The 11888-nt window shown below is 72.0% G+C and carries 10 protein-coding genes; 6 read left to right on the forward strand and 4 right to left on the reverse strand.

Annotated features, from left to right (window positions below; all coding sequences use genetic code 11):
- From ACIBTS_RS46795 to ACIBTS_RS46805, 3 genes are all read left to right on the forward strand, one after another.
- The gene (locus ACIBTS_RS46795; protein WP_399327706.1) at window positions 1-1497 is read left to right on the forward strand and encodes a flavin monoamine oxidase family protein; all 1497 of its coding nucleotides are present in this window, start codon (window positions 1-3) and stop codon (window positions 1495-1497) included.
- A gap of 116 nt (window positions 1498-1613) precedes the next feature.
- On the forward strand, window positions 1614-3854 hold the full coding sequence (locus ACIBTS_RS46800; protein ID WP_399327708.1) for an acetate--CoA ligase family protein: 2241 nt from the start codon (window positions 1614-1616) through the stop codon (window positions 3852-3854).
- Between the two features lie 58 nt (window positions 3855-3912).
- Entirely contained in the window at window positions 3913-4704 is a 792-nt protein-coding gene (locus ACIBTS_RS46805; RefSeq protein ID WP_399327710.1) for an enoyl-CoA hydratase/isomerase family protein, read from the forward strand.
- A gap of 3 nt (window positions 4705-4707) precedes the next feature.
- Here the strand turns inward: ACIBTS_RS46805 and ACIBTS_RS46810 are convergent, their stop codons facing one another.
- Window positions 4708-5649, reverse strand: a complete 942-nt coding sequence (locus ACIBTS_RS46810; RefSeq protein ID WP_399327712.1) for a hypothetical protein — start codon at window positions 5647-5649, stop codon at window positions 4708-4710.
- Between the two features lie 97 nt (window positions 5650-5746).
- On the opposite strand from ACIBTS_RS46810, the gene ACIBTS_RS46815 reads away from it, so the two are divergent.
- Window positions 5747-6334 carry a flavin reductase family protein gene (locus tag ACIBTS_RS46815; protein ID WP_319674704.1) on the forward strand — a complete coding sequence of 196 codons (588 nt, stop codon included), beginning with the start codon at window positions 5747-5749 and terminating at the stop codon, window positions 6332-6334.
- Window positions 6335-6355: 21 nt separating this feature from the next.
- On the opposite strand, the gene ACIBTS_RS46820 is transcribed toward ACIBTS_RS46815, so the two are convergent.
- Both ACIBTS_RS46820 and ACIBTS_RS46825 read right to left on the reverse strand, forming a co-directional pair.
- On the reverse strand, window positions 6356-7918 hold the full coding sequence (locus tag ACIBTS_RS46820; RefSeq protein WP_399327714.1) for a multicopper oxidase family protein: 1563 nt from the start codon (window positions 7916-7918) through the stop codon (window positions 6356-6358).
- A gap of 120 nt (window positions 7919-8038) precedes the next feature.
- Complete coding sequence (locus tag ACIBTS_RS46825) at window positions 8039-8455, reverse strand: helix-turn-helix domain-containing protein (protein WP_099936628.1); 417 nt, start codon at window positions 8453-8455, stop codon at window positions 8039-8041.
- A gap of 94 nt (window positions 8456-8549) precedes the next feature.
- Here ACIBTS_RS46825 and ACIBTS_RS46830 point away from each other — a divergent pair, with 94 nt between their 5' ends.
- On the forward strand, window positions 8550-9488 hold the full coding sequence (locus tag ACIBTS_RS46830; protein WP_399327716.1) for an NADP-dependent oxidoreductase: 939 nt from the start codon (window positions 8550-8552) through the stop codon (window positions 9486-9488).
- A gap of 172 nt (window positions 9489-9660) precedes the next feature.
- Here ACIBTS_RS46830 and ACIBTS_RS46835 read toward each other — a convergent pair whose 3' ends face one another.
- On the reverse strand, window positions 9661-10911 hold the full coding sequence (locus tag ACIBTS_RS46835) for an MFS transporter (protein WP_399327722.1): 1251 nt from the start codon (window positions 10909-10911) through the stop codon (window positions 9661-9663).
- Between the two features lie 209 nt (window positions 10912-11120).
- Here ACIBTS_RS46835 and ACIBTS_RS46840 point away from each other — a divergent pair.
- Window positions 11121-11888, forward strand: a 768-nt coding sequence (locus ACIBTS_RS46840) for a GlxA family transcriptional regulator (RefSeq protein ID WP_399327718.1), incomplete at its 3' end; no start/stop codon positions are given.

The following is an 11888-nucleotide window of genomic DNA, read 5'->3' on the forward strand; positions in this document are numbered from 1 at the left end:
GTGGCAAGTGAAAGACACCTCTCCCGCCGCTCCCTGCTGGGTCGCACCGCCGCCGTGGCCGCCGGCGCCACCACCCTCACCGCGACCGCCGCCGCCGGCACCGCCGCCGCGGCCGCCGCCCGGGACGTCGACGTCGTGATCGTCGGCGGCGGACTCGCCGGTCTCACCGCGGCCCGCGATCTGGTCGCCGCCGGGAAGACGGTCACCGTCCTGGAGGCCCGTGACCGCGTCGGCGGCCGGGTCGTGAACCTCGCCCTCGCGAACGGCGGGGTCACCGAGGGCGGCGGCGAGTTCATCGGCCCCACCCAGGACCGCATCAAGGCGCTCGCCGACTCCCTCGGCGTGGCCACCTTCCCCACCTACAACACCGGCAAGAACCTCCTCTACAAGGACGGCAAGAAGACCCCCTACGCCACCGACGGCCTCCTCGGCTCGGTCCCGCCCATCGACGCGGCCGGGCTCGCCAACGCCGCGATCGTGCAGGCCTCGCTGGACGACATGGCCAAGCAGGTGCCGGTCGACGCGCCCTGGACCGCCGCCAAGGCCGAGGAGTGGGACCGGCAGACCTTCGAGTCCTGGCTGCGCGCCAACGCCGTCATCCCGTCGGCGAAGTTCCTCCTGGACGTGGCCTGCACCTCGATCTTCTCGGCCGAACCCCGGGAGCTGTCCCTCCTGTTCGTCCTCTTCTACATCGCCGCCGCCGGCAACGAGACGACCCCCGGCACCCTGGAACGCCTCACCGAGACGGCGAACGGCGCCCAGGAACAGCGCTTCGTCGGCGGCTCCCAGCAGGTGCCGATCAAGCTCGCCGCCACGCTCAGCGACCGGGTGGTGCTGAAGGCGCCGGTGCGCACGGTCGCCCGGTCCGGCGGCAAGTACGTGGTGACGGCCGACGGCATCACCGTCACCGCCAAGCGGGTCGTCGTCGCCGTACCCCCGCCGCTGGCCGCCCGCATCTCGTACGACCCGCTTCTGCCGGCCGCCCGTGACCAGCTCACCCAGCGGCTGCCGATGGCCTCGGTCGGCAAGGCGATCGCGATCTACGACACCCCGTTCTGGCGGGCCGACGGCCTCAACGGCCAGGTCGTCAGCGACACCGGCGTGGTCAGCTCCACCTTCGACAACTCCCCGCCCGACGCCTCCTACGGCGCGCTGATGGGCTTCATCGAGGCGGACGAGGCGCGGGCGTACGACGCGGCGAGCGAGGCGGAGGTCAGAGCGGCCGTCCTGAAGGACTACGTGACGTACTTCGGCGAGAAAGCGGCCTCCCCCAGCTCCTTCGTGCTGCAACGCTGGAACAACGAGGCCTACACCCGCGGCGGCCCCGTCTCCATCGCCGCGCCCGGCGTCCTGACGCAGTACGGTCCGGCGCTGCGGGCGCCCGTCGGCGGGATCCACTGGGCGGGGACGGAGACGTCCCTCCACTGGATGGGCTTCATGGACGGAGCGGTGCGGTCGGGCGAGCGGGTGGCGAAGGAGGTGCTGGCGGCGCTGTAGCCGGTCGCCGAAGGTCCGTTCCTTTCTCTGTGCACGACCATTCCTGACACTCCGTCAGTTATGTAATCTGACAGAGCGTCAGTTACTTGGCAGTCACACAGGAGCGGGGCGGACCGATGCTTGGATCAACCCACGGCACCCTCACCACCGACTCCCGCCGGGCCCGGGTCATCGCGTGCGGCGAGCAACCCGGGCCCGCCGTCCACGGCAGGCCGGCCGACGCCGACGACCTCGATGTCAGCGGCCGCCCGCTCTACGCGGCCGTTCCCGACCTGGACCGGTTCTTCCGGCCCGAGTCGGTCGCGGTCGTCGGCGCCTCGGACGCCGAAGGACGCCCGAACACCGGTGTCACCCGGCAGTTGGTGGACTGGGCGGAGCGGGTGGGGGCGCGGCTGCATCCCGTGCATCCCACCCGCGAGAGCGTCTTCGGACTGCCCTGCTTCCCGTCCGTCGCCGAGCTGCCCGAGCAGGTCGACCTGGCGGTGCTGCTGGTCGCCGATCCCCTGCCGGTGATCGAGGAACTCGCCGAGACGAAGGTGAAGTTCGCAGTCGTCTTCGCGTCCGGGTTCGCCGAGACGGGCGAGGAGGGCGCGCTCGCGCAGGAACGCCTCGCGGCGGCGGTCGCCCGCTCCGGCCGGTCCGGTACCGGCCTACGGCTGCTCGGACCCAACACCAACCTCAACGCCTTCGAACGCTACCGGGACGACCTCACCGGCCCGTCGATCGCCCTCATCACCCAGTCCGGCCACCAGGGCCGCCCCGTCTTCGCCCTGCAGGAGCTCGGCATCCGACTCTCCCACTGGGCGCCGACCGGCAACGAGGCCGACCTGGAGACCGCCGACTTCCTCTCCTACTTCGCCGAGCTCCCGGAGGTCGGCGCGATCGCCTGCTACGTGGAGGGCCTGAAGGACGGCCGGTCCTTCCTGCTCGCCGCCGACCGGGCGGCCCGGCGCGGGGTGCCGGTCGTCGCGGTCAAGGTGGGCCGCACCGAGGCCGGCGCCCGCACCGCCGCCTCCCACACCGGCAAGCTGACCGGCGCGGACGACGTCGTCGACGCGGCGATGCGGCAGTACGGCGTGATCCGCGTCGACGGCCTGGACGAACTCCAGGACACCGCAGCCCTGTTGGCGCGGGCCCGCCCCCCGCAGGCGGACGGCGTCGTCGTCTACTCCATCTCGGGCGGCACCGGCGCCCACGCGGCCGACCTGGCGACGGCGGCGGGCCTGCAGCTGCCGCCGCTGTCGCCTGCCAAGCAGGCCGAGCTGCACCAGTGGATCCCCGACTATCTGAACGTGGCGAACCCGGTCGACAACGGCGGCCACCCGGTGGGCGACTGGCGCGGCCGGAAGATCATCGACGCGATCCTCGACGACCCGGCGGTGGGCGTCCTGATCTGCCCGATCACCGGCCCCTTCCCGCCCCTGAGCGACCGCCTGGTCCAGGACCTGGTGGACGCGGCGGAGCGGACGGACAAGCTGGTGTGCGTGGTCTGGGGATCCCCGGTGGGCACCGAACCCGCCTACCGGGACGTGCTGTTGGGCTCCTCCCGGGTGGCGACCTTCCGCACCCTCGCGGGCTGCATCACGGCCGTCCGCGCGCACCTCGACCACCACCGCTTCGTGAGCGACTATCACTCCCCCTTCGACCAGGCCCCGCGCACCCCGTCGCCGTCGTTCCGCAAGGCGCGGCTGCTGATGCGGCCGGGTGAGCAGCTCAGCGAACACGCGGCGAAGCAACTCCTGCGGGCGTACGGCATCCGGGTCCCGCGCGAGCAGTTGGTGACGAGCGCGGCGGCAGCCGTGCGGGCGGCGGCGCTGGTCGGCTACCCGGTGGTGATGAAGGCGTCCGGCGGGCAGATCGCCCACAAGACCGAGCTGGGCCTGGTGAAGATCGGCCTCACCTCGGCCAGCCAAGTCCGCGACGCCTACCGCGAGTTGACCGACATCGCCCGCTACGAGGGCGTGTCCCTGGACGGCGTCCTGGTGTGCCAGATGGTCGAGCGGGGCGTGGAGATGGTCGTCGGCGTGACCCACGACGACCTGTTCGGTCCGACGGTGACGGTCGGCCTCGGCGGCGTCCTGGTGGAGGTCCTGCACGACGTCGCCGTACGCGTCCCGCCCTTCGGCGAGGACCAGGCCCGCGCCATGCTCGCCGAACTGCGCGGCCGGGCCCTCCTGGACGGCGTCCGCGGCCGCCCGCCGTCCGACCTGGACGCTCTCGTCGAGGTCGTCCTGCGCGTCCAGCGCATGGCCCTCGAACTCGGCGAGGACCTGGCCGAGCTCGACATCAACCCGCTGGTGGTACTGCCCTGGGGCCAGGGAGCGGTGGCGTTGGACGCGCTGGCGGTGTGCCGGTGAGGCCCGCCGTGCCGGACGCGACGCACCTGGCCGGACCGCGCGAGAACGGAGCAGGCCCGTGCCCGAGCCGTGGATAGGGAAGACGACCGACCGCCAGGTCACTCGCATCACCCTCAACCGCCCCGAAACCCTCAACGCCCTCACCCCCGACATGCGCGAGAACCTGATCGACCTCTTCGCGGAGGCCTCGGCCGACCCGGACGTCCGGGCGGTGGTCCTCACCGGCGCGGGCCGCGGCTTCTGCGCGGGAGCCGATCTGCGAGGCGGCTCCCCGGCGGGCGAACGCGTCGCCGGCGACGTGGCCCGCACCATCCGCCTCGGCGCCCAGCGCCTGATCGCCGCCGTCCTGGACTGTGAGAAACCGGTGACAGCGGCGGTCAACGGCACGGCGGCCGGTCTGGGCGCGCATCTCGCGCTCGCCTGCGACCTGGTCCTGGCCGCCGAATCGGCCCGCTTCATCGAGGTGTTCGTGCGCCGCGGCCTGGTCCCCGACGCCGGCGGCGCCTATCTCCTCCCCCGCCTGATCGGCCCCCGGCGCGCCAAGGAGCTGATGTTCTTCGGCGACGCGCTCACCGCGCCGGACGCCGAACGCCTGGGCCTGGTCAACCGGGTGGTCCCGGACGAGGAGCTGGACAAGACGGCGGCCGAGTGGGCGGCCCGTCTGGCCGCCGGCCCCACCCGCGCCCTGGCCCTCACCAAACACCTGATCAACACATCCCTCGACACCGACCGCACCACCGCCTTCACCGCCGAGGCCACCGCCCAGGAAATCAACATGACGACGACAGACGCCACAGAGGGCCTGACAAGCTTCGTGGAGCGACGGGCGGCCGAGTTCAGGGGCCGCTGACATCTACCGGGTGGCGGCCCGCTTCAGAATCCGCAGCTCGCCGTCGTCCGGATCCCCGAAGATCACGAACAACTCGGGCGAACGATCCGTCCCGCTGACCCTCCAGATCGTCTCCTCCCCACAGCCGCTGCCCGTGCCGCTGCCCGCGCTCAGGCGTACGACGACCCGGCCCCGAGCTTCGTATGGGCCTTCCGTCGCATACGTCCAGGTGCCGGCGCCGTCGCACACGGCCATGTCCTCGTCCGACCCGAACTCCCCCTCGGCGGGCATCCTCGTCAACTCGGCGCGTCCGCCCGGCAGGAGCCGCAGCTCCGCCCCGTCGTCGCCGCGCCAGACACCGGCGGCCTTCGCGGCGGACAGCTCCGGAGGCTCGTACTCCTCGATCAGGCCGGTCGCGGTGGCCAGGGCCCCGCCCGCGAAGGCGAGCACGAACAGCGCGACGGAGCTCACCCCCGCCCGCCACCAGACGCCCCAGGTACTCCAGGGACGCCCGGTGGCCTTTCGCCGCGTGTACGCCATCGCGAGGACGGGCAGGACTCCGAGCGCCGCGAGCACCAGGGCGGTGGCGAGGAACGGCCAGTCCCACAGCAGGTCGGTGACCGCGGCCCACCCCGCCCCGACCAGCGTGACGCCCAGCAGATGCCGTCCCCGGCGCGGCCACCGGAGTCGGGCCAGGGCGAGGTCGGCGAGGATGACGCCCGCAAGGGTGTGCGTCCAGGCGTGCAGCAGGCCCAGCACCGGCAGATAGACGGGCGCGAGGAGGAACAGGCAGGCGAGGCCGAAGCCGCCGCCGTAGCCACGGCCGTAGGCGTCGGCGGCCAGGCTGTGGAACCACCACAGCAGAAAGGCGGCCGGGAGCTGTGCCGCTCCGGCCGCGATGGCGGCGACCACCTCGGGTTCCGCCCGCTTCCACCCCGTCTTCGTACGCCCGTTCCCCCACCCCATGCCCGCAGCGTATGCAAGCGCACCGCCGGGTCCTCCCGCGCCCCGCGCCCCGCGCCCCTTCACATCTGACACCCCGTCAGCTTCAATGGGCAGTGTGATGGGACATGCGGGGATGGCGGCCGCCGCCGTTCGTTATCTGAGGGCGGGGCCGGTCGAGGCGTTGCCCCGGCCCGAGCTGCGTTGCGTCCGGGAGGATGAGCGGGCGCCGGTCGATCCGGGTGAGTTCCGGCGGGTGCTGGGGAGCTTCGCTTCGGGTGTGACGGTGGTGACGGCGCCTGCCGCCGAGGGTGAGGACGGGCCCGCAGGCTTCGCCTGTCAGTCGTTCTCCTCGCTCTCCCTCGATCCACCCCTCGTCGCCTTCATGGTCGGGCGGACGTCCACGACGTGGCCGCGCATCGCCCGCGCGGGCGGCTTCTGCGTCAACGTGCTGAGCGCGGCGCAGGGCCCGTTGTGCCGCGCCTTCGCGAGGAGCGGCACCGACAAGTTCGCGGGCGTCGACCACGATGCCGCCCCGGTGTCGGGCGCCCCCCGCCTCACCGGCACGCTCGCCTGGATCGACTGCGCGATCCACGCCGTCCACACGGGCGGCGACCACCTCATCGTCGTCGGCCGGGTGAACGCCCTGGGCGCGGGGGACGGCACGGACGAGCAGCCGCTGCTGTTCCACAAGGGCCGGTTCCTCTGACCGGCCCGCTGCCCCTCGGCGTCAGCGCACGTACTCGATGATCTGCATCATGCCTTCGTCCCCGTGCTCGATGTGATGGCAGTGCAGCATGGCGCGGCCGGTGAAGTCCTGGGCGCACAGCAGGAAGGTGATCGTGCCCTCCGGTGGGACGTCGATGGTGTCGTGCCAGACGGGTGTGGCCAGGCGGCGGTTGTCGACGGCGATGAGCAGAAAGTGGTTGGTGTGCAGGTGGAGGGGGTGATGGCCGTGACCGCGGCCGCGGGAGTCATTGGTGACCGTCCACTGCTCGACCTCGCCCAGGCGGATGCGCTGGTTGACGTAGTCGGGTGAGAAGCGGCCCCAGGCGAGATCGTGTCGGCCGGCGTCGGGGTCGGCGGGCGGGGTCTCGCCGTCGCCCAGAATGCGGTAGGCGTTCGGGAAGGCGCCCGGAAAGACGTCCTCGTCGGTGCGGAAGATCAGGGTGCGGGTGCGGGTCGGCTCGGGCAGGTCGGTGGGCCGGCCGGGCAGGGTTTTCGGCAGTGGCATCGGTTCGGGGCGGGCTTCGCCGGTGACGACGAGCGTCAGCAGCGGCCCGGAGGCGCCACCGCCGGTCAGCCTGTAGGTGCCGGGCTTGCCGCCGCGGATCAGCAGATCGGTTCGCCCGCCCATCGGCAGGGTCATTCCGGTGGTGGTGACGGGGCTCATGAAGGTGATGCCGTCGCATGCGATCTGGTGCATCTCGTGCCCGCTCAGGCTCAGGAAGTGAGCGCTGGTCGGCCCGGCGTTGACGACCCTCCAGCGCTGGACCTCCCCCGGGGCGATGGTCAGCACGGGGTTCAATGCGCCGTTGACGAGGAAGGTCGAGGGGATGTCGTCATAGGTGGCCTGCGACGTCCGATCCGGCACCCGTCCGGCGGACACCTTGAGTTCGCTGATGCAGACGACGACGTCCTTGGCGGCGGCGATCTCGGGCACCTCGTCGATGTCGCCCTCGACGATGATCACGCCGCTCATGCCGCCGAGCAGTTGGGTCGCGGTGGATCCGTGATGGTGGGGGTGGTACCAGAACGTGCCGGCCGGATGCCCCTCCGGGACGTTGATGACGGTGCGGTAGGTCGTGGTGTCGCCGGGCGTTTCGGCGGGCTCGAAGGCACGGAAGACGTTGTCGGCGTCACCGGTGGGGTCCACCTCCAACCCGTGCGTGTGCAGGTTGAAGGTGTTGAAGTGATGCGGGATGTTGACGTCGTCCTCGTGCGTCCCGGTGTTCGGCGGCAACGCGTTGACCTGCGTGATCTCGAGCGAGTCGCCTGGGCGCACCCGCAGTGTCGGCCCCGGGACCGACCCTTCGTAGGTGCGCGTGAGCACCTTGCCGACCCCGGGAACTTTCAGCTCGGTGAACCGGACGGTCAACCGGGTTGCCAGCCTCCCCGTGGACGGCGACGCCCTGCGCGTCTCCGGCTGCGGAAAGGGGGCGGCGGCCGCCTGCCCCGCCGCCGCGTGCGGTGCTGCCGCCGCGTGCGGCCCCGCCACCGCGCCGGTCACGGTGGCCCCGGCGGCGGCGACCGTCAGGCCCTTCAACACACCACGACGGTCCAGAGAAGTCATGAATCGCCTCCACGGGCAAAAGACGGGCAGCACAGCCGTACGTCACGGAATGTAGCCATATAATACGTGGAGTAGTCGTCGAGTCGCTGTGCTTGCGCTCGCGTCGGCGAGCCGGGACGGTCAGAAGGCCGCCCGTGGAGGTTGACGGGCCGCTCGCTCGTCGAAGTCCTCGCGGGCCGCCCGGATGGCGTCGATGTTGGTCTGCGACCAGTCGGTGATGCTCTGGATCAGTCCGCCCACCTCCCGCCCGAGCCCGGTGAGCCGGTACTCCACGCACGGCGGCACGGTCGGGTACACGCTGCGCGTCAGCAGGCCCTCGCGCTCCAGCGAGCGCAGGGTCTGGGTCAGCATCTTCGGTGTCACGCCGTCCAGCCGCCGACGCAGTTCGGCGAACCGCATGGGCCGGCCGTCCTCCAGTGCCACCAGCACCAGCATGGTCCACTTGCCCGCGATCAACTCCAGCACGGCGCGGGTGGGGCAGTCGCGGAGAAAGACGTCCACGCCGCCGTGTTTCCTCAGGTCGAAGCCGGTATCCATGAAGAACCTCGATATCAGACAAGTGCCTTCTTCCGCGCGGACATCGCACAGGCCGACGATGGGACGTATCGCACCCCGCCGACGAGGAGTCCTGATGTCCGCCCGTATGCACGCCATCGTCCAGTCCGAGTTCGGCGGTCCCGAGGTGCTCGTCCACACCGAGACCGACGTGCCGGAACCCGGCCCCGGGGAGGTGCTGCTGCGGGTCGCCGGCGCCGGGGTCAACCCGGGCGACACGGTCCTCAGGGCCGGCGGCGTTCCCGGGCTGGTCGCCCTGCCGTGGACGCCGGGCAACGACGTGTCCGGCGTCGTCGAGCGGGTCGGCGAGGGCGTGACACGGTTCGCGCCGGGCGACGAGGTGTACGGCATGCTCGCGGTCACCGGGCGCGGCGCGTACGCCGAGTTCACCGCCGTACCGGCCGACGCGCTGGCGCCCGCGCCGAAGAACCTCGACCTGGTGCACGCCGGGGCCGTGCCCCTCGTCGCGTTCACCGCCTGGCAGGCGCTGACCGTGCTGGCGCGGGTCCGGCCCGGCGACCGGGTGCTGATCCACGCGGCGGCGGGCGGCGTCGGCCATGTCGCGGTGCAGCTCGCCAAGGAACTCGGAGCCCATGTCATCGGCACCGCGCGGGCGGCCAACCACGACTTCCTGCGCGGACTTGGCGCCGACGAACTGATCGACTACACCGCCACCGACTTCCGGACCGCCGTGGCCCCGGTGGACGTCGTCCTGGACCTGGTCGGCGGTGCGTACGGGCCCCGTTCCCTCGACGTGCTCCGGCCGGGCGGTCTGCTCATCGGCGCGTCGATCGACCCGGGAACGGACGAACAGCAGGCCGCCGCCCGCGGTCTGCGCTACGTCTGGGTCACCGCCGAGCCCTCCGGCGAGGTCCTGGAACAGATCACCGACCGCATCGAAGCGGGCCGCCTACAGATCACCGTGGACCGCGTATACCCCCTGACCGAAGCCACCGCGGCCCACCAGGCAATAGAGGAAAAGCGCACCACCGGAAAAATCATCCTCGCCCCCTGACAACCCAAGCCACCACCACAGCGACGACGACAGCCCCGGACAGCGCACGGGCACGACTGAACCGTGGGCCATGGGCCACGGACGAGCCCAGGCAACCTCCCGACGCGCCGGCCCCACGGCGGCGCGGCACCACGGCGGCGCGGCACCACAGCGGCGCGGCGAGGCGGCGGTCTCAGGACGGTGTTGGGGTGGTGAGCGGGGGGCGGCGCCGGATCACCAGTGCCATCAGCGCCGCCGCCGCGCACAACGCGCCCGACGCGTACCAGACCACGTCGTACGAGCCGAAGACGTCCCGTGCCAAGCCGCCCAGGAAGGCGACCAGGGCCGCGCCGATCTGGTGGGAGGCGAGGACCCAGCCGAAGACGATCGCGCTGTCGTCGCCGTAGTGCTCGCGGCACAGGGCCAGGGTGGGCGGGACGGTGGCGACCCAGTCGAGGCCGTAGAACACGATGAAGAAGATCATCGGCGGGCGCACGGAGGGGTCCAGCAGCATCGGCAGGAAGAGCAGCGAGAGGCCGCGCAGCGCGTAGTACACCGCCAGCAGTCGGCGCGGCTCGAAGCGGTCCGTGAACCAGCCGGAGGCGATCGTGCCGACCACGTCGAAGACGCCGATCACCGCGAGGAGCGAGGCCGCTGCCGTGACCGGCATGCCGTGGTCGTGGGCCGCCGGGACGAAGTGGGTCTGGATCAGGCCGTTCGTCGAGGCGCCGCAGATCGCGAAGGTACCGGCCAGCAGCCAGAACGGCCCCGTGCGGACCGCCGAGGAAAGCACCCGCAGCGTGCGTCGCGCAGCGCCCTCCACCGGAGGCGGCTTCGGCACGAACTCCTGTGCCCCGTACGGCTTCTGGCCGACATCGGCCGGGTGGTCGCGCAGCAACAGCCACACGAACGGGACGACGGCGAGCGCGGCCAGCGCCACCGTCACGGCCGCCGGACGCCAGTCGTAGCGCGTGACCATCCACGACAGCAGCGGCAGGAAGATCAGCTGGCCGGAGGCGGAGGCCGCGGTCAGGATGCCGCTGACCAGGCCCCGGCGCGCCGTGAACCAGCGGTCGGTGACCGTCGCCGCGAAGGCCAGCGCCATCGAGCCCGAGCCCAGACCCACCAACAGGCCCCAGCACAGCAGCAGTTGCCAGGCCGCCGTCATCCACACGGTCAGAAGCGACCCGGCCGCGATCACGGTCAGGGCCACGGCGACCACCCGACGGATGCCGAAACGATCCATCAGCGCAGCCGCGAACGGGGCCGTAAGGCCGTACAACGCGAGGTTGATCGAGACCGCCGCGCCGATCGTGCCGCGAGACCAGCCGAAATCCTCATGCAGCGGATCGATGAGCAGGCCCGGAAGCGACCGGAAGGCGGCCGCACCGATGATCGTGACGAAGGTGACGGCGGCGACGAACCAGGCGCGATGGACGCGGATACGGGACGGCTGCTTCCGCCCGAGCCCCGCGGGGGCCGCGGGGGCCGCCGGGACTACAGGAGCGGCTGACGGGGCTTCAGAGGCTCCGGGCGCATCGGAGGCTCCGGAGGCTTCAGGGGCTTCGGCTGTCTGGGTCACGTCACAGAGCATCCAATGTCCGTCTTCCCCCAACGAGTGGCCCGAGAGACAGCATTCGCTAGGATCGGGCCATGCGTCGTCCCACGGAGCCCGGCCTGCGCCCCCACCGCGTCGTCGTCCTCGCCCTCGACGGCCTCCTCCCCTTCGAGCTGGGCATCCCGCACCGCATCTTCGGCCGCCCCAAGGACGCCGAGGGACGGCACCTGTACGAGGTCGTCACCTGCTCCATCCGGCCACCGGGCCCCGTCGAGACGGACGCCGACTTCGCGATCACGGTCGCGAACGGCCCCGAGACCCTGGCCACCGCCGACACCGTGATCGTCCCGGCCTGCTACGAGCTCGGCCCGGTCTTCGAGGAGGGCGTGCTGACCGACGACCTCGCCGCCGCCCTCGCCCACATCCGGCCCGGCACCCGCCTCGCCTCCATCTGCACCGGCGTGTACGTCCTGGCCGCCGCCGGCTTCCTCGACGGCCGCCCCGCCACCACGCACTGGGCCGACTCCGACCGCCTCCAGCAGCTCTTCCCACAGATCGACGTCGACCCGGACGTCCTGTTCATCGACGACGGCGACGTCCTCACCTCCGCCGGCGTCGCCGCCGGCATCGACCTGTGCCTGCACATCGTGCGCCGCGACCACGGCACCGCCGTCGCCAACGACGTCGCCCGCCGTACGGTCGTACCGCCGCACCGCGACGGCGGCCAGGCGCAGTACATCGAGCGCCCCGTGCCCGATCCGCAGACGGCGACCACGACCGGCGCCCGTGCGTGGGCGCTGGGCCGCCTCCACGAGCCGATCCAACTGCGCGACATGGCCGAACAGGAGGCCATGTCCGTGCGG

This window comes from Streptomyces sp. NPDC050121 (genome assembly GCF_044460385.1).
GTDB classification, from domain to species: Bacteria; Actinomycetota; Actinomycetes; order Streptomycetales; family Streptomycetaceae; genus Streptomyces; species Streptomyces soliscabiei.

Bases quoted from the DNA above. Each gene is read 5' to 3' on its own strand.
- ACIBTS_RS46820 (WP_399327714.1), bottom strand. From the start codon at position 7,918: ATGACTTCTCTGGACCGTCGTGGTGTGTTGAAGGGCCTGACGGTCGCC.
- ACIBTS_RS46815 (WP_319674704.1), top strand. From the start codon at position 5,747: ATGGGACATGCGGGGATGGCGGCCGCCGCCGTTCGTTATCTGAGGGCG.
- ACIBTS_RS46825 (WP_099936628.1), bottom strand. From the start codon at position 8,455: ATGGATACCGGCTTCGACCTGAGGAAACACGGCGGCGTGGACGTCTTT.
- ACIBTS_RS46810 (WP_399327712.1), bottom strand. From the start codon at position 5,649: ATGGGGTGGGGGAACGGGCGTACGAAGACGGGGTGGAAGCGGGCGGAA.
- ACIBTS_RS46800 (WP_399327708.1), top strand. From the start codon at position 1,614: ATGCTTGGATCAACCCACGGCACCCTCACCACCGACTCCCGCCGGGCC.
- ACIBTS_RS46830 (WP_399327716.1), top strand. From the start codon at position 8,550: ATGTCCGCCCGTATGCACGCCATCGTCCAGTCCGAGTTCGGCGGTCCC.